This is a genomic window from Nitrospina gracilis 3/211, from assembly GCF_000341545.2.
In the GTDB taxonomy this organism is placed as follows: domain Bacteria; phylum Nitrospinota; class Nitrospinia; order Nitrospinales; family Nitrospinaceae; genus Nitrospina; species Nitrospina gracilis.
Genome location: NZ_HG422173.1, coordinates 3,051,156 through 3,072,611, shown reverse-complemented (window position 1 = coordinate 3,072,611; position 21,456 = coordinate 3,051,156). Strand labels below are relative to the sequence as shown.

Sequence of the window (21,456 nt, the reverse complement as noted above, 5' to 3'; positions counted from 1 at the left end):
TCGGAGACCCCATCAATATGACCGACATAACAGGATTGGATTATTTGCTCTTTCAATATGACAAGACTTCTCCGGTAGGAAGAGGCGTCGTGATCTGGTTCGATGATGACGACAACCCTCTGGACGTATTCGCGGCGACTACCGGAACAGCAAGTGGTTTAAAACCAACCCCCGAAGGACTTTTTTGGGGAGATTATTTGCGACCAAGAACCAAGAGTGGAATGGTGTGTCCTCTTGCGGCATTCAGTTTGGACCTGAATAATTCTTTCCGGGTTGATGCGCATATAGATGCTATGACAGGTGAGACAAGTGAAAACAACATGACGTTACAAAATTTCCCACTAAACCATACTACCCGTGATTTGCTCAGGATACACCCGGACCAGGTTACAGGTCGTTTTAGTGAAATAGGCAAACAGGGTTGTATTGGGGTGGTCTGTGCTGATGCGAAGCGGTTTTTTAATAAATTAAATGGTTACCTGGGTATTAGAAAAAATATCAAAAAACAAGGAATCGCTGTGCTTGTGGAGGCCAATTGATTAAGAAAATCATATTTCAAATTCTAATAACCTTTGTGTTTTTTTCAGTGAGTTTTGGAGGTGGATTAGACTCGAGCCACCCTCGCATAAAGCAACAGGTGAAGACTATAAACCAGTTTTTCGAAACTTTGTCTAAGAAATCTGAACTGAAAATGTCTGACTCAAGGGCCTTGTTTGATCATGCGTTTGGGTATGAATATGGGGTTCTTTATGGATATTTCCCTGAAGTTAATGATGGTACAGATATAGCCACGATACGCCCGGAAATCAGGGAGTTCGTTACAAAAAACACCCCTTCATTAGAAGGGAATTCAAGATGGTTAAAATGTATAAAATATATGGGCTCTGATAGGTTTGAGGATGATGCAAAAATTTCTATTGAACTACCTCCAGTCGTTTATAACGAATACGGAGATAGAAAATTTCATGTGACTCGTGAAAACGAAGAGTGGGTTTTTGATTTTGACTCGGATATGAAATTCATTGGTGATATTAAATTTCCAAATGGAAAAAATGTATCTTGGTTATTTGATGAGTGTGTGAACTTTCCGGATATTGATCTCAAGGTCAGGGATCTTCCAAAATAAGGTTGATTTCATCGACTTCATTTAGGGTCCCCGCCCGGCCGGCCGCAACACGGCTTCGCCTACGATGCCGTGAACCTGGAGACGGATTACGATCCGCCGAACATCGGCCTCCCCCAGCACGCCACGCAGTTTTCTTACAATCTGGATAAGCAACCGACGCTCATCACCCGCCCCGATGGCCAGACCATATCGTTCAACTACGATACGGGGGGACGCCTCAGCAGTTTCGTCATCCCGCGTGGGACAGTGGGTTTTGGGTACGACAGCGTGACGGGAAACCTGAACACCATCACCGCCCCGGGCGGAGAGGGGTTGTCGTTCACGTATGACGGCAGTCTGCCGCTCTCCACCACCTGGAGCGGGACGGTGTCGGGGAGCGTGAGCCGGACGTATGACAACAGTTTCCGGATTACCTCAAGGAGCGTGAACGGGGGCAACACGATCAGCTTCACCTACGATCAGGACGACCTGTTTTGGGAACACCCCTTTTAGATTTGTGGTTGGCAATTATCGCAATTATTAAATATGTGTTTCTTAAGTACAGCGACCAAAATTGGATTTTCCTTCAAGGACCTTCAGAAGTGTGGATTGTGAAAATTATTTTATGCAAGCGCTGCCGCGGCAACGCAGATGGATCGTTCCTCCCGGTAAATGGAAAGTAGCGACCACCCGGTCATTCGGGAACTGGTATTCCCGGGCCAGCACGAAGGCGTCGGCCCAGCCGGTGCTGGGTTTGGTCAAGGGAGGGTCGGGAAATCGCAGGCTGTCGATGTGCGCCGTCACGCTGAGTCCGATGGATGAGGAATCCACGACATAAAGGGGATGCAGCCCGGTTTGAGCAATCACCTGCCTGGCCGCTTTTGAATGGGCATTAGAATGATCGCTGGTCTGGAACCAGAGAAAGGTGCCGGCTGTGAATAACAGTTTTAGCGAAACGATCATGGCAAACAGAGGCGTCGCCCATCGTTTCAGGGGAAACGTTTTCTGATCCGACAGCAACAGGGCAAGCAGGAGGGCGCACCACGGATAGAGGGGAAGGACATATCGGATGTTGGTTGAGAGAGCGAACAGGTACGGCAGGTAATTCAAAAATACCAGCCACGCTACCGTTTGCGCAAAAGGGTTTTGTTTGACGGAGGGCAGGGAGCGGTTTCGAAAAATCAGATAAAACACGATCGCGCTTCCGGGTAACAGGACGACACCACTCTCCGCCAGAAAAGCAACCCGTTCCCCCAGAAACGAGACTGGGGAAAAGGGAGGATTTACTCCGGTCAGCTTGTCCACAACCAGCTGCATCATCGCAATTAGGGACCCCGCCCCCTCGGCCCACCTCGACCAGAGCACAGGAACCGCCAAAGCAAGGGAATGCATGAGGATCGATAAGGGCGTCGCGATGATTCTGCGTCCCTGTTTATGGAAGATGCAAACCACCACAAGTGATAGGGCATAGAAAACGTATCCGGTGACGGCCTTGGTGAGGAAGGATCCCGTCAATCCAAACATGACGCCCAATAAAAAGATTTTTCTGTTTTCATGGACCATCAGCATCAGGGAAGCAATGGCGATAAATACGAAAAATCCGAACAGGGGATCGGCGTAAGCGAGCCAGCCGCGGTAAAAAAGCGTATCGCCGGAAAAAAAGAACAGGGCGCTGTGAAAAGCCAGTTGCCTGTCCCGGTAAACCCGGGAGACAAATGCGAGGAGGAGCCATCCTGTCGCGACCGTAGCCAGAGCCGCCACCAAGCGCGATGCAACCAGGATGTTTTCCCATCCGGTCAGCCAGGCAAGAGGAAACATCAGCCAGTTCATCATGGGAGGGCGCGGGTAGGGTTCTCCGTATAAAGTGGGAATCCACCAATCGCCGCGCTGAGCCATTTCCATCGAAGTGATGGTATAAACACCTTCCTCACCTGTGTAGGGCAGGAAAAGAGTGGGAAGAAAGCTCAAAACAGCCAGAGCCAGAATTATCCGGTAGCGTGATGTATTTGAAGCCACGGCTTGATCTGGCATGTCCATTCTCGGTCAGGTTTGCAGGATGATGTAAGTGAGCACCAGGTATCGTCCCAGTTTTCCCGCGGTGACCAGAACAAGAAATGCCATGAAATTCACCCGCAGGATGCCTGCCGCGAGGGTCAGGGGATCACCGATTACCGGGACCCATGCAAAGACGAGGGAGGCGGTGCCATATTTTTGGTACCGTGCCAGCGCAGCATCAATTTCGTTGTCTGAAACCCTGAAAAATTTCCGTTTATACAGTTCGGTACCCCAGTAACCCAGCCCGAAATTCACGACGGAACCCAGCACATTGCCCAGGGTGGCAACGGCAACCAGGACCGATGGCGTCAGGCCGTTCAACAGGAGGGCACTCAGAACCACCTCGGAACTCAAAGGGAGAATCGTCGCCGCGAGGAACGCGGCGGAGAACATTCCCAAATAATTCCATTCTATAAGCGATTCCAAATGCGTACTCTTAAAATACAAAATTTTGAAAGAAGTTTGAATTTCAGCGAGCAGAGCGCAAAGCTGATGTGGGAACCAATGGTACTCGAATTAAATGCGTTTTTATAGAGCCTCCAGAAATGGAACCAGGCTGAACGAATTCCACCGGTTTTAAAATCAGAAAATAATCACAACAAGAAACAGTGGACTTTTGCGAGCGATGGACTACTATTGAACTGCCACCGGCTCCTTGAAAATGGCAGCGATTTTCACCCTTGTTTGAATGCGAACCTTTTGGGTGCTTGCATGTGGTTTCCACACCGGAATTGAAACGCTTCACCTTTGCCAACTGGCGCGGGGATATGGCCGGAGGCATTTCCGCCGGAATCGTGGGCATTCCGCTGGCGCTCGCATTTGGAGCCCAGTCGGGATTGGGTCCCGTTGCGGGATTCTATGGTGCCATCGCCCTGAGCCTGGTCGCATCGGTATCTGGCGGTACGCCTACCCAGATCAGCGGACCCACCGGGCCGATGCTTGTCGTTGCCGCCCTTGTGGTCAGCGGGTCGATCGAACAGGCAGGAAGCCTGGAAGCCGCCTTTCCCACCATCATCGCAACATTCTTTTTTGCAGGAGTGATGCAGGCCCTCTTCGGAGTTTTGAGGTTCGGTAAATACATCCGGTACATCCCTTACCCCGTGGTCTCCGGTTTCATGACGGGAATCGGAATCATCATCATTCTTCTCCAGATTTTCCCATTGGTGGGAAAGGAATCGCCGAAAGGCATTCACAACATACTCCTCGGGCTCCCTCAACTTTTTTCCGACTTCAATTTCGAAGCGGCGAGCCTGGGGTTGGTCACGGTGGCCATCATTTTTCTTTTTCCGAAAATCACCCGCACCGTACCCAATATTTTGCTGGCCCTGGTCACTGTTTCCGTGCTGGCGGTGTGGACGGGTTTCAAAGTGGTCAACATCGGGGCCATCCCTTCCCAGCTACCGGAGTTCAAGCTGGGTCTGCTCGTCAACTGGGAATCGATGAACCTGGAGATAATTTTTTATTCCGGCATCACCCTGGCGCTTCTGGGGAGCATCGATTCGCTGCTCACTTCCGTTATCGCGGACAACGTCACCAAAACCAAGCATGACAGCAACCAGGAATTGATCGGTCAGGGGCTTGGCAACATGGCGGCGGCCTCGATTGGCGGCATCCCCGGCGCGGGCACCACCATGTCCACCCTCGTCAATACCAATTCGGGAGCGCGGACGCGGCTTTCCGGCGTGGTGCACGGCCTGTCCCTGATTCTGGTGCTCATGGTCGCGGGGCCCTGGGTGTCCCGGATTCCGGTACCGGTGTTGGCGGGAATCCTGGTGACGGTGGGAATCGGCATCATCGACTACAAGGGCCTCAAGCACATCTTCAGGCTCCCTCGCGAAGAGACCGCCGTCATGGTCGCGGTGCTTTTGATGACCGTATTCGCGGACCTCATTCAGGCCGTGGCCCTCGGCATGATTCTATCCTCCATCCTGTTCATGAAAAAAATGGGAGACCTGGCCGAAACCCAGACGGAAGTCATGTCGCTGGGCTCCTATTCCAACTCGCAGGACTCGTCCGCCGATGAGAGCGTTTGCCTGACGCCCGAATTGTCCGACGCGGTTTTCATCAAACGCCTCCGCGGCCCGCTGTTTTTTGGGTTTGCGATGACGTTTCAGGATATCGCCAAACAGTTCCAGGGAATTCGCATTGTCATTCTTAAAATGAAGGAAGTGCCGTTCGTCGACCAGACCGGACTGTTTGCCATGGAAGAGGTGGTCCTGGATTTGAAAAGCCGCGGGATCACCGTTTTCATTTGCGGATTGCAGGATCAGCCGCAGGACATGCTCATGAAAATCGACATGATACCCAGCCTGATTCCCGAGCGGTTCCTGTTTCCGGAACTCGCAGATTGCGTGGATTATCTCAGCCGTAGGAAAACCCTGAATTTTTCCGAGGACGATTGATTTTCCATTGTCCTTCGCACCTCTTTAAGCGAAGCTGGTGGAGATTTTGAATTATGGTTTTAAAAATCTAACATTCAGGGAAGAAATCATGTCAGTCACCATCTACCACAATACGAAATGCAGTAAGTCGCGCGCGACGCTGGAGTTGCTGAAGGAAAAAGGCATCGAGCCCGAAGTCGTCGAATATCTTAAAACTCCGCCATCGGCGGGTACGTTGATGGGGATCCTGAAAAAACTGGGTATGACCCCGCGTGAGTTGATGCGAAAAAAAGAGGACGAATACGGGGATTTGAAGCTAGACAACCCCGGACTGACAGACGAGGAACTGGTTCAGGCTATGACGGAAAACCCCATTCTCATCGAGCGCCCCATCGTGCTCGCAAACGGCAAAGCCGCGCTCGGCCGCCCGCCGGAACAGGTCCTGGAAATACTATAAATAGATAATGGTGGGATTGAGGGGGCCTTGAGGTTACTTTCCTCAGTCGGTTTCTTTAAGGCGGGTCACCACGTTGTAACCGGGAATGGGTTCGTCGCGTTCCATGCGCACCACCGTTTCCTCAATCGCCATGCAGGTAAAGCCGTGTTTGTCTGCAATGGATTCGATGTAGGATCGGGAATGGGCGTAGCGCCCGGTCGGTCGCAGGGCAAAATCGGTTTCATCCACCCGTTCCACTGAAAACAAAAACCATGCACTGCCTGTTGCGCGTTTCCGCGCCGCCTGGAACAACGGGTCCAGATCACCGATGTACACCAGCACGTCCGCCGCAAGGTACAGATCGAACTTCTCCTGGGACTGGTCAAGAAACTCGACCAGTCCTCCTTCATGCAGGGCATCGTAGATTTTTTTTTCACGGGCCTTTTGCAGCATCCGCGCAGAGAGGTCCACACCCACCAGCCTTCGGGTGCGCGATTTGAACGCTTCTCCGGAAAGCCCGGTACCGCAACCCAGATCGACCGCGCAGTCAAAAACCTTTTCTTCCGGAACCAAAGCGTCCAGCATCTGCCGAAGTTCTTTAGGTGACTGGTACTTGAGGGAAAGGACCAGCCTTTCCTCGAATTCCGGTGCTGCCTTGTCGAACAGCCGGGAGACGTATTCCGCCGGAGCCGCCTGGGTGGTTGCGCCGCGCAGGGCGTCCATCATGTGCCGGGCCGTATGGTTTGCGGGGTCGATCTCCAATACCGTTTCATAGGTCTCCCGCGCCCGGTCCATTTCCATTTGCAGGTAATAAATGTTGGCCAGGTTATTGTATGCCTTGGCAAACCTGGGGTTGGCTTTCACCGCCTGCTGATAGGAAACCAAAGCCTGCTCGGCATTTCCCTGGGCTTCATACAGGTTGCCGAGATTGAAATGGGCATCCGCGAACTGGGGATTGATGTCCAGGGCGCGTTGGTAGGCATCCATCGCCTCTTTAATCTCCCCACATTCCCGCAACATGATGCCAAGATTATTCCAGGCGTGGGCGTAGGACGGATCGAGGAAAACCGTGCGTTCGAATTGCCGACGGGCTTCCTTCACGTCTCCCAGGGTGGAAAGGGCGTTTCCCAGGTTGAACGGATAGTCCGGATCGGTGGGATCGATTTCTGCCGCTCGGCGGAAGGCATCGACCGCCTGCGGATGATGGCCCCATTCCAACTCGACCAGCCCCAGGTTGAACCATGCCGGATCGAGGCGGTCATTGATCCGCACGGCTTTTTGGTAAGCCTCCGCCGCTTCCTTCAGCCGTCCCCGTTCCCGCAACACTTTTCCAAGGTTGTAGTGTGCTTCGGCAAAACCGTCGTCCACTGCCAGCGCGCGGCGAATGAAATCCTCCGCTTCCGCAGGGCTGCCTTTCTGGAAAGCCAGCACCCCCAGAATATGCAGTGCATCGAAATGGCTGGCGTCCAGTTCCAATACCTGTTGAAGCAAATTCCGGGCATCTTCCAGCCGTTGGGCATTCAGCGCCTGCGCCGCTTCCTGAAGAAGTTGGTCAATACTGAGCTGAGGATTTTGCAAAACGTAACCTATTTCGATCGATCGTTGGCAAGGGTTCCTGTTCGATGTCGCAAGACCTCTATTATTCGGATTTTTTGAATTATGACAAGGGAAAGGAATTGAAGTCCGGGGCTGTCCAGGAAAAGCGGGGGTTTTCTTTAACAGGCGTGTGTGGATAACCGTTTGCAGGCCAGTTAAAAATAAAGGGTGTAGGTCAGAAGCGGTTCACCACCACGTGGCCACCGGAAATCACCAGGTCGGGGTATTCGAGGGCTTTCAGGCCGTGTAACGGGTTTCCCTTCACGGCGATGAGGTCCGCTGGCGCCCCCGGCTCCAGGGTACCGAGAAGCGGTACACCCAGGTGTTTTCCGGAGTGGGACGTCGCGGCGCGAAGGATTTCCATCGGGTTCTTTCCCGCCCACTGCATGAGGTAAAGCAGTTCCTGCCCGTCGATGCCCCAGGGGATGTCGGGATGCGCGATTTCCGCTCCATAGAGCAGGGAACCACCCAGCGCCTTCCACATCTTTGCATTCTGTTGAATGCCGGTGCATTTGGACAACGTATCAAGAGTGGAAACAATGGTGACATTCTGAGCCACCGCCTGTTTCAGCAATGATTCGGGTATGGGATCGCAGGGCATGTGCGCCCATTCATCGACTCCTGCCGCAAGAGCGATGCGCACCCCCCGTTCTTCGCCCACGTGGGCGGTGACAGATCTGTTGTGACGGTGCGCTTCGTCGACGATGGCTTTCACCACCGATTCCGGAAGCAAAGGCCAGTGTGAGGAAGCGGGGGTATGCGAGGAATGTTGACTGGAATGTGGACCTGTGTGAGGGGTTTTCGCTTTGTGCGTATGATCTGCTTTTTCCTGGTGTGAGGCGGGGGTGGCATGGCCGTGGCCATGTGCGTGATGCATCGACCACGGGGCGCGGTGCTCTCCTCCCGGTTCCAGCGCGATCTTGATCACCACCGCCCCCTTGGCGATCAGATCCCGCACCGTTTTGCGTGCCTCGCCCTCATTGTGGATTGGGATGGCAATATTCGCTGTGCCAAGGGCCGGGATGGGATAACCCTGCGGCGCGGTGAGAATTGGCCCGGAGGTCATCACTCGCAAGGTGCCGTTGCCGCCGCGCGGCGGGTGGACGGGTCCCCCCACATCGCGAAGGGTGGTGATGCCGTGACGGAGAACCGTATCTTCGGGCACCTTTTTGTATGTAAGGTGGGCATGCAGTTCGATAAAACCGGGAAGCAGCGTGGCATCGCCCAGATCGATCACGGTTGCGCCTTCCGGTTTCAGCTGGGACGCCGGACCCGTTTCCGCCACTTTTCCATCCCGGATCAAAACGGCGGTGTGGGTCCGCACGTGATGACCATCGAAGACCCGTTCCGCACGGATGAGGACCGGGCTTGCGTTATGTTCCTGGGCGGATGCGAAAAGGGGAGCCGAAACAATCAAGACCAGGCAAAGGACCTGCCTGACAACCCTCCCACACATTGATTTGGTCCTCTGCCGGATTTTCATGTTTCCATCTCCCCTTTTTGCAAATTCAATATCACCGGCCGCCGCAGGTCAAAACTTGAGGCGCACTCCGCCAAAGATACGGCGGTCGTCTCCGGCATAAAACGCCGCCTGGTTGGACGCCGTCGGGGTGGCGATGGTGGAAAAGGTGGAGATGAAGTTTTTGTCCAGCAGGTTGCGTCCGTTGGCGAACACGTCGATATTCTTGTTCACCGTGTAACCCGCCGTGAACCCGAGGATGGCGTAACCCGGTGCCTTCAACCGGTTGGAGAAATCGACGTACGCACTGCTCGCCGCTTCCAGGGTCGGCGCGACAAACCATTTGTCCCGGTTCGTGTAGCGCAATTCTGCCTGGTAAAAATGCGGCGGCTGGCCCGGCAGGGTGTTATCGCCATGCTGAACGTTGCCGTCAAAATTGAAATCGCTGTAGGTGTACGCGTTCCGCCATTGCAGGCGGTCGCCGCTCTGCAACAGGTTGTTGGCCAGAAGGAAATCGAGACCCGCTTCCACACCCTGGTGGATGGTGGAGTCGGCATTGAAGGTGGAAACGGGGAACCCGGGTCCGGTGGTGAACTGCAGCAGTTCGTCGTCCACCCATGCACGGTAGAGGGCAATGTCCCACGCCACGCGTCCCTGTTGTCCGCGGCTTCCCACCTCGACGGTCCACGCTTTCTGTGCGGAGAGCGGAGCGAATCCCGCCGCGCCGCCCTGCGTCAGGTTGGAAAAGTCAGGCGGCTCGTAACTGCGCGTGACGTTGGCAAAAAACTGGATGTTGGGGGTGTGGTGGTACATCACACCCACGCGCGGGTTGAAGGTGGCGGTGGTTTGGGAATCGCTCTGCGCGGGCGCAAGCCTGTTTTCCGATTCCCGTCCGGCATAAATCACCTGGCCGCCCGTGACCAGAGCCCACTGCGGATTGAAGTAGAAATGGTTCTCGCCGTACAACACCACCGTCTCCGCGGACTGATCCTGGTCGGAAGTCAAGGCGCCGCGCGCACCGCCGAAGTTTTGAAACACCAGCGCATTGGTGTAGCCGAACTGGGAAAGCACGCCGCCTCGAAATTCATTTTTATACCCGCTCAGCGTGTAGGAACCATGCGCCTGCGCGAACATGCCATAGTTGAGGCTGGTCTGGTCGATGATGCCGACGAACGAGGTGATGGGATGGAAAAGGGTTTTGTGATTGACATACGCGCCCACGTCCAAGAACCGGCCGTTGCCCAGATCGAAAGTGGTTTTATTGGAAAGGCGCACGGAGTTGATGTCCCGTTGCCAGTCCTGGGTGATGGCCGAGGGGTTGGCGTTTTCCGGATTGCTGAGAGCCTGGCCCAAAGTGACGGTGCCCGGCAGTTCCTGCGCGATCACGTTGGTGCTCAGGTAAAAACGCGTTTCCACCGAATCCGACAGGCGCAGACCGTAGTTGCTGTTGAACTTGACGTTTTCCTGCTTGGCGTGGTCGCGGAAACCGTCGCTGGTGGTGGCGGTGACGCTGACGAACAGGTCGGAGCTTTCAAACTGGTAACCGGATTGCAGGTGCAGGCGGAAGGTCTGGTCGGCGCCGCCGTCGAACCGGTACATCTGGCCGGGATGGCTCTTGCCGTTTTTGGTGATCAGGTTGACCGCGCCGCCCAGCGTGATGCCGCCGTATTGCAGAGCGTTACCGCCTTTATAGACCTCGATGCGTTGCAAGGCGAGGAAATCCATTTCCTGGAAATCGCCACTGCCGTCGGCCAGGTTGAAAGGAATGCCATCCTGCAACAGCCTTATTCCGACAAGATGAAATCCGCGTGCGAGTCCCGAGCCGCGAAGCGACAGCCGCACTTCCTCGCCGAACCGTTTCTGTGCGAACGCTCCGGGGACCAGCGCCAGCGTGTCCTCGAAATTGAGGGTGTACCGGTCCTCAAACGATTCCTCGGTGACCACGTTCACGCCGCCCGGGGCTTTCTTGATTTCCTTTTCCGCTTCCTCATTGCTGGGAACGGTCAGCGTCCCCTTCGGTTTTTCCTTTTTACCAACGACTTCGATTTCATTCAGTACGATATCCTTGCCCTGTGCAAACGCGGCGGGTGCAAAGAAAAAATAACTCAAAACAACAATTACAAAGAATGGGAACACGAATTTCAGCCTGCTGCTCACGGGAACCTCCTTTTGACTTCCTGGAACGGTTGGAACCACGGCCGGTCTTTGAGTGATCGCTTCACGTCTGTTTACCAACAGAAGTGAATAAGGTGCCGCCGGTAACAGCAGGACCGATCACGGACAGATGCCGGGTTCGTTCAATAAAGTTGTAATGGGTTCGAATGAAGTCAGAAGGACCGGGGAGGGGGGGCAGCAGACCCAGGGGGGGGATAGAATTGTAGGAAGCAATGTGTGACGCGACGGACGCACCTTGGAGAAAGGGGTTCGATGTTAGCGGGCCCACGATCCGTTCCATAGGCGGCAGGGGCGAACCCCCGGTAACCACAGCCCGCGGATGCTCACCGCAATCCCGGCTGATCTGGCAGTCCACGGGATGCGTGGCGCCTGCCCGGTTAGCATGCGGGCAGAGGATCAACAGGTGGTGGCCATGTTGCGGACAATGGGGTTTTTCCGCGTTCGTTGAAGACGCATGGGAAGCGAATGGGTTCACGCCTTCGTGGGCATGCGGTGCGGCTACAGCCTGCGCCGCAAACAGCAACAACACACCTCCCGTAACCAGAATACCTGTCACAATTCGCTTCAGCATGGGCAAATAATATGAAATAGTATCCATAAAATCAACCTATTTGTCCGTCGGCCCCTCATCAAAAAGGGTGGTTTTGGGGCAAGGAATGCCAATTCACCGGTTCGAGGCCAGAAGCCCGGGGCTTTTTGGGATGTCCCGGTCATGGCATTCTATTTTCGAATTGCATTCGCTTATTGTTTCCATTTGCGCTATAATATTCCCTGCTAGTTGATTGAGCTGTTAGAGAATTGGCGGCGATGAGCTGAAAAGCTTTCTTTCTGGATCGAAACCTTCCCGGAACCCTAATCCGGCGCGTTTCTGTTTCCCTTCCCTCTTGTTCTCCTCAAATTAACGCTATCACCCGAATCACCGGGTACGAAGCCGCATCTTCGGGCTTGCACTGAAGAGTCTGGAATCGTTGCGCCTTCTATTTCGAGCAACACTACCAAAGGATATTATTTTGAACACTGTATTGACCGCTCCCTCTGCCGAGGGATTTGTATCCCTCAACCTGATCGACCCCATTCTCCGCTCTCTTGAAGAGGAACAGTACCAGACGCCGACCCCGATCCAGTCGGAATCCATCCCGCATCTCCTGCAGGGCCGCGACCTGTTGGGCTGTGCCCAGACCGGTACCGGCAAAACCGCTGCTTTCGCACTGCCCCTGTTGCAGAGGCTGGCGGAATCCAACACCGTTCCCGGGCCCAAGGGGGCGCGGGCATTGATCCTGGCGCCGACGCGCGAGCTTGCGGTGCAGATCGAAGAAAGTTTTCGCGTGTATGGACGCCATCTCAAACTCAGCCGGGCCCTGGTGTACGGCGGCGTCAAAACCTTTCACCAGATTCGCGCTCTCAAACGCGGCGTCGATGTGCTGGTCGCCACCCCCGGACGCCTCCTCGATTTGATGGAGCAGAGGGCGTTGCGCCTCGATAAAGTGGAAATTTTCGTGCTGGACGAAGCCGACCGTATGCTGGACATGGGCTTTTTGCCGGACGTGCGCCGCATCCATTCGGCTCTTCCCCAGAAGCGGCAGACCATGCTGTTTTCGGCCACCCTGCCGCAGGAAGTGCGCCGGCTCATCTCCACGTTTCTCCACGACCCGGTTCACGTTTCCGTGTCGCCCCCTTCCACCACGGGAAAAAATATCGCGCAGAAAATCCTGTTCGTGGACAAGGAAAACAAGAAGGCTCTTCTCGAGTCCCTGCTGGGTGACGCTCAGATCGAGCGCGTGCTGGTATTCACCCGTACCAAGCATGGTGCCAACCAGGTGGCAAAGAGACTGAACCAGACGCGCATCCGCGCTGAAGCCATTCACGGCAACAAGTCGCAACCTGCCCGTTTGCAGGCGCTGGAAAAATTCCGGTCCGGTAAAACGCGGGTGCTGGTGGCGACCGATATCGTGGCGCGGGGTCTGGATGTGGACGGCATCACCCACGTCATCAATTACGAATTGCCCAAAGAAGCGGAAAGCTACGTTCACCGCATCGGCCGCACCGCGCGGGCGGGTGCGACAGGCATTGCGCTGTCGTTCTGCGATGCCGGGGAGCGGCCTTACCTGAGCCGCATTGAACGGGAGATCAAAAGCACCGTGGACGTGGATACGGATCACCCCTATCATTCCGCCAGCGTGGCGGCTCTGAAAGGGGCCCGCAATGGCCGAAACGATAAATTCAACCGCTCGAATCGCGGGGAGAATGGCATGCAGCCGCGCCGCAATGGCAACGGAAGCAGAAGAAAACCGTTTCGCGCCCGTTCATCCCGCGCGGGTTAGTGTTAAGATTGAATGGAAGCGCCGGACCCGGACCGGGTCCGGCACGTTCCCTGATGCATAAGGGAACAGGAATCGAGTCAACTTTTAACCAAGGAGGACCCCATCATCGAAGCCATCGTTCATCAGAATCAGGTCGATCGGGCGCTCAAGGTTCTGAAACGCCAGATCAGCAAAGAAGGATTGTTCAAGGAACTCAAACGCCGCCGGTATTATGAAAAGCCGTCGGTCAAGAAAAAGCGCAAAATGAAGGAAGCGCAGAAAAAGAAACGCTCCGCCATGCGCCGCTCGCGCCCTTCCTGGTAATAAGGAAGGGTTTGCGGCGCTTGAACCGGGACCCGTTCCCGAAGGCTGGCCAAACCCACGCGCCTGCGTAGTACTCCACCACAGTCTGCTTCCCGCCTCCCTGTAAGCAATAAGGGGACACCTCCGCCCCTGTCTCCAAACCGCAGTTTCCCTTTGCGGGAACTTTCGGTTGACACTTTCGCTATGTTTATGTAGGTATATCGGGTCTTTTGACCTTTCTGGAAATGAGGGGATCATGCCTGTCTTGAAGCGAATCTTTTTTTACCTGCTGGGAGCGTGCTGGTTCCTGCCTGTCCCCGGTGTGTTGGCGCAAAGTGCGGAACCCCAAAAGACCTTTCCCCCGCCCAAAGGGTACGTGTACAAGGAAAAGGGGCTGGGCCGCGATGCGGAATTTACTTTGAACCAGAGTGGGGTTCTGCCGCGGTGGTTGTCCCTGGAAGTTCAGCATCGGTCACGCTACGAAACATTGGACCGCGCTTTCCGAAACGGTGCCACAGGAAGCGACCAGGTGTACGCCCTCCGCACACTGGCGCAGGCGACTCTGCACCTGCCGCAGTATTTTAAAATCCAGCTGGAATTTCAGGATTCGCGCGCGTACCTCAATGACTCCGGTTCGGTGGTCAACAACACCATCGTCAATGCGGCGGAACTGCTGGAAGCGAACCTGCAATGGCGCGGCGAAGATCTATTTCAAAACGGAAGCCGCCTGCTGGTGAGGGCGGGGCGCATGACCATGGATTTCGGCAAGCGCCGCCTGGTGGCGCGCAACCGTTACCGCAATACCAAAAACGCCTTCACCGGAATCGACGCCATCTGGCAGTCGAAGGATGGAGAACAGGTGCGTGCCATGGTGACCATGCCGGTCAACCGCCTGCCTTCCAATGCCGGGCGACTGCTCGACAACGACGTGGAGTTCGACGAGGAATCGCCGGATACGATATTCTGGGGGCTGTTTCTCGCAACGCGACATGCGCCGTGGGGTGACCGGGCGGAAATGTACCTGTTCGGTCTGCATGAGGGTGATGGGGATTTTGCCACCCGCAACCGTCAATTGTACACGCCGGGATTCCGGTTATTTCGTCCGGCTAAAGGCGGGCACTTCGATTACGAATGGGAATCGGTCGTTCAATTCGGCGAGTCACGGTCCAGCACCGCTCCCGGTAACACGATGGACCTCGATCACTTCGCTTATTTTCTTCATGGGGAAGTGGGGTACAGCTTTGAAACCACATGGTCGCCACGGCTGGTGCTGGCGTGGGACTATGCCAGCGGCGACTCCAATCCCAACGACGGCAAAAACGGCACCTTCAACAGTCTGTTCGGTGCGAACGTATTCGATTACGGTCCGACCATGATCCACCGCGCGTTCGTGCGGTCGAACATCAACGGGCCGGGGGTGAAACTGCACGTCCAGCCGCACCATAAACTCAAAGCCGCGTTGCATTACCGCGCGTTCTGGCTGGCGTCGAACACCGATACGTGGGCGGGCAACTCCGGTTTGCGCGACACCACCGGCCGCTCCGGTTCCTTCCTCGGTCATTTGATCTATCTTTCCGCCGCGTGGCAGGCGACGTCCAACGTGTTCGTGCAGGCGGGGGTGGCGCACCGCGTGGACGGCGACTTTCAGGACGACGTTCCCGGCTCGCCACGTCAGGGCAACAGCACATATTCCTACGTCGCAACGACATTCGCATTTTAAATAAACGGCAAAGGTTGGAGTTTCACTCCGCCGGTTCGGGTTTAGCCGGGGCTTCCGTCTTTTTACCTGCGACCTTTTCTGTCATCGTCTGCACCAGGCTGTAAAGAGAGGGAACCAGCAGGGTGCCGATGACGGCGGAAGCGACCATGCCTCCGAACACGATGATACCCAAAGACTGACGGCTGTTGGCGCCCGCACCGCTGGCCAGCACCAGCGGCAGAACCCCCAGCACGAAAGAGATGGCCGTCATCATCACCGCCCGGAATCGAAGCCGCGCCGCATTGATGGCGGACTCAAACACCGGCGTGCCGTCTTCGCGTTGCACTTTCGCAAACTCCACGATGAGGATGGCGTTCTTGGACGCCATGCCGATCAGCATGACCAGCCCGATCTGCGCGTAGATGTCGAGGATGTGCCCGGTGAATTTCATTGCCGCCAGCGCACCCAGCACCGCCACCGGCACGGACAGGATGACGCCCCACGGAATCGACCAGCTTTCATACTGCGCGACGAGGAACAGGTAAACAAAAATCAAAGCCAGCGCGAAGATGATGGGTCCCTGCGAACCCGCCGCCACTTCCTGGTAGGACATGCCGGACCATTCGAATCCCATGCCCGCGGGCAGGGTGCGCGCGGCCAACTTCTCGACGGCGGCAATGGCCTGCCCGGTGCTGTAACCGGGTGCGGGCGAGCCGTTGATCTTCGCCGCGCGGTACACATTGAACCGCGTCAGTGATTCCGGTCCGAGGATGGGTGTGGTCGTCGTCAGCGTGCTGAGCGGCACCATGGCTCCCTCGGCACTCCGCACGTAAATGCGGTTGATGTCCTCGGGGTTGTCGCGGTATTCACTCTCCGCCTGGATGATGACGCGGTACACACGGCCGAATTTGTTGAAGTCGTTCACGTAGAACGAACCCAACTGCGCCTGCAGGGTTTCAAAGATCTCCGCGACCGGGATGCCCAGCGCCTTGGCCTGCAGGCGGTCGACATCGAGTTCGATCTGCGGCACCTCGGCGGTGAAGGTGCTGAACACGCGTTGCAGTCCGGGGGTCTGGTTGGCTTCGAAGACGAATCCGCGCATGGCGGAAGACAGATCCTGCGGCTCGCCGCCGCGCCGGTCTTGAAGTTGTAATTCGAATCCGCTGGCGTTGCCGAGTGCGCGGATCGGCGGCGGTGTGAAAACGATAGCCCGTGCTCCCGGTACCTGCGCCGTCAGCCCCCACGCCTGTCCCACCAGTGCGTCGCTGTATAACTCCGGCGCGGTGCGTTTCGCCCACGGTTCGAGTACGCCGATGACCGTCCCCGAATTGGGTTTCGATCCGCTGATCAACCCGCGGCCTACCAATGTCACCACATTCTCCACGCCGCGCATTTTCATGACCATGGACTCCACTTCCTTAAGAAGGCCATCCGTCCGGTTCATGGAGGCGCCGTCCGGGAGTTGCAGGTCGATGAAGAACACGCCCTGGTCTTCCTGCGGGATGAATCCGGTCGCGGCGTTTTTGAAAATCCAGTAACCACCGCCGCCGATCATCAAAAAAACCAGTACGGTGAAGACGAAGCGACGAACGATGACCTTGACGAAAAACAGGTAGGCGTGCGACACCCCGCGGAACAGAAACTCGAACCAGCGCAGAGCGAACCACGGACGGGACGTTCGCTTCCGCAACATGGTGGCGCAGAGAGCGGGACTCAACGTGAGCGCGTTCAGGGAAGACAGCGACACGGCAAAGGCGATGGTCACGGAGAACTGCCGGTACAACTCGCCGCTGATGCCCGGCACGAAGGCGACCGGAACGAACACCGCAAGCAGAACCAGCGTCGTGGCGATAACAGGGCCGAACACCTCTTTCATCCCCTGCCGTGTGGCTTCCTTGGGCTCCAGTCCCTCCTCCAGATGACGTTGCACGTTTTCCACGACCACGATGGCATCGTCCACCACCACGCCGATGGCGAGAACCAGCGCAAACAGCGTCAGGCTGTTGATGGAATACCCCATGGACAGGAGCAGGGGAAAAGTACCGATCAGCGAAACCGGTATGGCGAGAGCGGGGATCAGGGTGGCCCGCCAGTCCTGAATGAAAATGTAAACCACCAGGACCACGAGGCCCAGCGCGATGAACAGGGTCTCCACCAATTCCTTCAGGGAGTTGTCGATGAACCGGGTCGCGTCGTAGGGAATGATGTACTGGACGTCCTTCGGAAAGTTTTCGGACAGCTCCGCCATTTTTTCCCGGATCCGCTGGGCCACCTCCAACGCGTTGGCATCCGGCAACTGGTACACCGCAAAGTTGACGGTGGGCGACCCGTTGAGCCGGGAGAAGGTCTCGAACGTCTGCGAACTCATTTCGATGCGGGCGATGTCTTTCAAACGCACCACGGAACCGTCCGGCTTGGCGAGGATGATGATGTCCTCGAACTCGGAGACGTCGGAGAGCCGTCCTTTCGCATGAATGGTGTACTGGAACTGCTGGTCCTGGGGCGCAGGCATTTGTCCCACCTGTCCCGCCGCCGCCTGGATGTTCTGGTCGCGGATGGCCTGGGTGACGTCGCTTGTGGTGACGCCCAGGTTCATCATATTGTCCGGGTCCATCCAGATGCGGATGGAATAGTTCAATGCCCCAAATATGATGACGTCACTCACACCGGGCACCCGTGCCAGCACGTCCTTGATGTTGATGGTGATGAAGTTGCTCAGGAACAGCTGGTCGTAGGTGCCTTCAGGAGAGGAAAACGCGATGATCTGCAAAAACTCCGGCGAGCGCTTTCGGACGGAGATGCCCGAACGCTGCACTTCATCCGGCAATGCCGGCGTCGCCAGGGAAATGCGGTTCTGTACGTTCACCGTCGCCATATCGGGGTCGGTGCCGATTTCGAAAGTGACTTCCAGCGTGTAGGCGCCGCTGTCCGTGCTGGTGGAAGACATGTAGATCATGCCTTCGACGCCGTTGACCTGTTCCTCGATGGGCGCGGCCACGGTTTCTTCCAGAACGGAGGCGTTGGCTCCGGGATAGGAGGCGGTCACCACCACCACGGGCGGTGCGATGGGCGGGTACAGCGACACCGGCATTTGCGGCAGGGCCACGAGCCCGGCAATGACCAGCACGATGGAGATGACGAAAGCGAATCGGGGCCGCTCGATGAAAAAATTGCTGAACATGGTTCAGGCCCCTTCCTTATTGTCGCCGGAAGGTTTGGATGCAATCTCGACGGTGGTTCCCGGCCGCACTTTCTGCAAACCTTCGACGATCACCATCTCACCGACCTCCAATCCTTCCTTGACGATCCATTTGACGCCTTCCTTGTCTCCCGTGGTGATGTTGCGCTTGTGCACGCGGTTTTCCGCATCGACCACCAGCACGAACTTGCCGGTCTGGTCCTGCTGGATGGCGGCTTGCGGGATCACCTTCTCGGTCCGCACTTCATCGCGTTGCACACGCACCCGCACGAACTGCCCCGGAAGCAGGATGCGCAGAGTGTGTGGGATCTCCGCCTGTCCCGGCAGGACGTTTCTGGCCGGGTTGGGAAACTTGGCGCGGATGGTGATGGTGCCGGTCCGTTCATCCACCCGGTGGTCGACGAAATCCTCCACGCCCGCGTACGGGTATTCCGTGCCGTTGGGCAGGATGAGTTTGGGCGTGAAGGTGGTGGCCTTGCCGCGTTGGATCTGGTTCTGGAATTCCGTGAGCACCGTTCCGGAGTTCACGGTGAACAGCGCGTACATGGGGTCCATCTGCACCAGGGTGGCGAGCGTTCCCGTATCCGGTTTCACCAGGTTGCCTTCATGCACATTGGCGCGGCTGATGCGTCCGCTGAAAGGCGCACGGATTTCCGTGTAACTCAGGTTCAGTTGCGCCTGTTCGAGATTGGCCTTGGTCTGCATCAACGCCGCCTCGGCACGTTTGAAATCGCTTTCCGCCTTGTCGAGATCGGATTGCGACACCGCGCCCTTGCGCACGGACTGGACTCGTTTCAGGTAGGTTCTCGCGTTTTCGAGAGTCGCTTCCGCTTCGGAAACGAGGGCTTCCGCGGCCTTCACCGCGATTTGATACGGTTCCTGTTCAATGATGAACAACAGGTCGTCCTTGCTGACGTCCTCGCCTTCCTTGAAGTTTCTTTTTTCAAGAAACCCTTCCACCCGCGTGACGATGTTGACGGTGCGGACGGAGGCGGTGCGGCCCACCAGTTCGTGCGTGCGTACGATTTTCTGTTGCACCACCGGCGCCACCGTCACCATGGGTGGAGGTTGCTTGGGTTGCGGCGCAGCGGCGCTGTCGGGTTGCTGGCACCCTGCAATCAGGCCCACGACAATCAGCAAAAAAGTTTGCGTTAAATTTTTGACCCGGTACACGTTAGTTCCCTTCAATATATGAGTCCATATCAGGATTGCGGTTGTTCTTCCGGAGCTTCTGCCATTAGGGGTTTCCACCCACCCCCCAGCGCCTTGAACAGTCGGATGAGGTTCGACACCACGCGGCCTTCGCTCACCGCCAACTGGTCTTGAAAACTGAACAGGGACCGTTCCGCTTCCAGCACAGCGATGAAATCCGACAAGCCCGCAACGTACAGTTCGCGCGAGAGTTCCACCGCGTTTTGAGCGGACTCGATGGATTTGAGAAGGGCCTGGCGCCGCACCTGTTCCTTGGCGTAATCGATCAGGGCGTTTTCCACGTCCTGAACCGCAGTGAGCACGGTGGCTTCGTACTGGATGAGGGCCTGCTCCTGCAGTTCATCCTGCACTTTAATATTCTGGCGGATGCGCCCCGCACTGAACACGTTCCACGTCACCTGCGGCCCGATTGAAAACGCGGTGGCGGGTCCGCTCAAAAAGCTGGAGGCGGAAATCGACTCCAGTCCGATGGAACCCAGCAGGGTGAACCGGGGATACAACTCCGAGGTCGCGATGCCGATGCGCGCCGTCTGCGCGGCCAGCTCCCGCTCCGCCTGGCGGATATCCGGCCGTCGCCGCAGTAAATCAGCAGGCACGCCGACGACGACATCCATCGGCGTTACCGGCACTTGTTTGAATTCCTGCAACTCTTCATTGATGGCGCCGGGGAATTCGCCGAGCAGAACCGAAAGGCCGTTCTTGCCCTGTTCGACCCCGGTTTTGAGCGTGGGGATTTCCGCCTTGGTGTTTTCAAGATTGTACTTGGCCTGCTCCAGCGTGAGCGTGGAGGTGAGCCCCGCCTGAAGGCGGTCCTTGACGATCTGCAGCGTTTCTTCCTGCACCCGGCGGTTTTTTTCTGCGGCTTCCAAACGTGCCTGGAAGGTGCGGATCTCGATATAGTTCAATGCGACTTCCGCCACCAGCGTCACCAGTGTGTCGTTCAACTGTTCCTTGCGCGCCTCCACCGAGGCTTCCGCCGCTTCCACGGAACGCTGGATGCGTCCGAACAGGTCGATTTCCCAGGTGGAGTCGAAGCCGGCGGAATACATGTTGAATTCCCCGCCGCGGCGAAACAGGTTTTCCCGGCTGGACCTCTGCCGCGCGGTACTGCCGACGGCGTCGATGGTGGGGAACCTCTCCGACCGCGCGATGCCGCGCCGGGCGCGTTCTTCCCGCACCCGCGACTGCGCCAGTTTCAAATCGAGGTTGTCGTTTACCGCTTTGTCCACCAACTGGCTGAGGAGCGGGTCTTCCAGCGTCTGCCACCATTCGGCCAGCATTTCCGGCGTCACCTGCTTCACCGGAATTTCCGGCGTTTTTTCCGTTTCCTTCTCTTCCTTATTATTGTCCTGTTCTTTTTTCGATTCGAATTTCTGTTTCTCCACCCTGGTGTGGAAATCCGTTGGCATCGTGGTTTGGGGAGGCACGTAATCCGGACCGACGGTGGTGCAGGCGGCAAACAGCAGCCATGCCGATCCCGCAAGAGCGCGCACTCCGGACGGGAAAGCGGTGAGTGTACGGGATGGGATTCGCATA

16 protein-coding genes are annotated in these 21,456 nt (G+C 56.5%); 8 read left to right on the top strand and 8 right to left on the bottom strand.

The features are described from left to right. The 3 genes from TX82_RS14735 to TX82_RS14725 form a co-directional block, all read left to right on the top strand. Positions 1–539, top strand: a 539-nt coding sequence (locus TX82_RS14735; protein ID WP_222823036.1) for a L,D-transpeptidase family protein, incomplete at its 5' end; no start/stop codon positions are given. Next, the gene (locus TX82_RS14730) at positions 536–1,126 is read left to right on the top strand and encodes a hypothetical protein (protein WP_005006009.1); all 591 of its coding nucleotides are present in this window, start codon (positions 536–538) and stop codon (positions 1,124–1,126) included. The genes TX82_RS14735 and TX82_RS14730, both read left to right, overlap by 4 nt. A gap of 69 nt (positions 1,127–1,195) precedes the next feature. Then, positions 1,196–1,618 (top strand): hypothetical protein, encoded by a 423-nt coding sequence (locus TX82_RS14725; RefSeq protein WP_005006006.1) that lies wholly within the window; start codon positions 1,196–1,198, stop codon positions 1,616–1,618. A gap of 105 nt (positions 1,619–1,723) precedes the next feature. On the opposite strand, the gene TX82_RS14720 is transcribed toward TX82_RS14725, so the two are convergent. Then, positions 1,724–3,136, bottom strand: a complete 1,413-nt coding sequence (locus TX82_RS14720; protein ID WP_144079193.1) for an ArnT family glycosyltransferase — start codon at positions 3,134–3,136, stop codon at positions 1,724–1,726. 12 nt (positions 3,137–3,148) lie between these two features. After that, positions 3,149–3,553, bottom strand: coding sequence for a YqaA family protein (locus TX82_RS14715; protein ID WP_042251437.1), 405 nt, complete (start codon positions 3,551–3,553; stop codon positions 3,149–3,151). 320 nt (positions 3,554–3,873) lie between these two features. Between TX82_RS14715 and TX82_RS14710 the strand changes: the two genes are divergently transcribed. Continuing rightward, complete coding sequence (locus TX82_RS14710; RefSeq protein ID WP_222823034.1) at positions 3,874–5,562, top strand: SulP family inorganic anion transporter; 1,689 nt, start codon at positions 3,874–3,876, stop codon at positions 5,560–5,562. An 88-nt stretch (positions 5,563–5,650) separates the two neighbouring features. Continuing rightward, positions 5,651–5,998: an arsenate reductase (glutaredoxin) gene (gene arsC, locus TX82_RS14705; protein WP_005006000.1), complete on the top strand. Its 348-nt coding sequence runs from the start codon at positions 5,651–5,653 to the stop codon at positions 5,996–5,998. Between the two features lie 42 nt (positions 5,999–6,040). On the opposite strand, the gene TX82_RS15505 is transcribed toward arsC, so the two are convergent. The 3 genes from TX82_RS15505 to TX82_RS14690 form a co-directional block, all read right to left on the bottom strand. Then, the gene (locus TX82_RS15505; RefSeq protein ID WP_005005998.1) at positions 6,041–7,555 is read right to left on the bottom strand and encodes a tetratricopeptide repeat protein; all 1,515 of its coding nucleotides are present in this window, start codon (positions 7,553–7,555) and stop codon (positions 6,041–6,043) included. Positions 7,556–7,748: 193 nt separating this feature from the next. Next, entirely contained in the window at positions 7,749–8,897 is a 1,149-nt protein-coding gene (locus TX82_RS14695; RefSeq protein WP_222823031.1) for an amidohydrolase family protein, read from the bottom strand. A gap of 207 nt (positions 8,898–9,104) precedes the next feature. Next, positions 9,105–11,189 (bottom strand): TonB-dependent receptor family protein, encoded by a 2,085-nt coding sequence (locus tag TX82_RS14690; protein WP_005005994.1) that lies wholly within the window; start codon positions 11,187–11,189, stop codon positions 9,105–9,107. A 1,028-nt stretch (positions 11,190–12,217) separates the two neighbouring features. Here TX82_RS14690 and TX82_RS14685 point away from each other — a divergent pair. The 3 genes from TX82_RS14685 to TX82_RS14675 all read left to right on the top strand — a co-directional run bounded on the left by TX82_RS14685 (position 12,218) and on the right by TX82_RS14675 (position 15,530). After that, positions 12,218–13,528 (top strand): DEAD/DEAH box helicase, encoded by a 1,311-nt coding sequence (locus tag TX82_RS14685; RefSeq protein WP_005005991.1) that lies wholly within the window; start codon positions 12,218–12,220, stop codon positions 13,526–13,528. Between the two features lie 105 nt (positions 13,529–13,633). Further along, the gene (gene rpsU / locus TX82_RS14680) at positions 13,634–13,831 is read left to right on the top strand and encodes a 30S ribosomal protein S21 (protein WP_042251432.1); all 198 of its coding nucleotides are present in this window, start codon (positions 13,634–13,636) and stop codon (positions 13,829–13,831) included. A 235-nt stretch (positions 13,832–14,066) separates the two neighbouring features. Next, entirely contained in the window at positions 14,067–15,530 is a 1,464-nt protein-coding gene (locus TX82_RS14675; protein ID WP_005005988.1) for an alginate export family protein, read from the top strand. A gap of 22 nt (positions 15,531–15,552) precedes the next feature. Here TX82_RS14675 and TX82_RS14670 read toward each other — a convergent pair whose 3' ends face one another. From TX82_RS14670 to TX82_RS14660, 3 genes are all read right to left on the bottom strand, one after another. Next, positions 15,553–18,690, bottom strand: coding sequence for an efflux RND transporter permease subunit (locus tag TX82_RS14670; protein ID WP_005005985.1), 3,138 nt, complete (start codon positions 18,688–18,690; stop codon positions 15,553–15,555). A gap of 3 nt (positions 18,691–18,693) precedes the next feature. Continuing rightward, positions 18,694–19,848 (bottom strand): efflux RND transporter periplasmic adaptor subunit, encoded by a 1,155-nt coding sequence (locus tag TX82_RS14665; protein ID WP_222823029.1) that lies wholly within the window; start codon positions 19,846–19,848, stop codon positions 18,694–18,696. Between the two features lie 62 nt (positions 19,849–19,910). Then, complete coding sequence (locus TX82_RS14660; RefSeq protein ID WP_005005982.1) at positions 19,911–21,455, bottom strand: efflux transporter outer membrane subunit; 1,545 nt, start codon at positions 21,453–21,455, stop codon at positions 19,911–19,913. Position 21,456 lies beyond the last annotated feature (1 nt).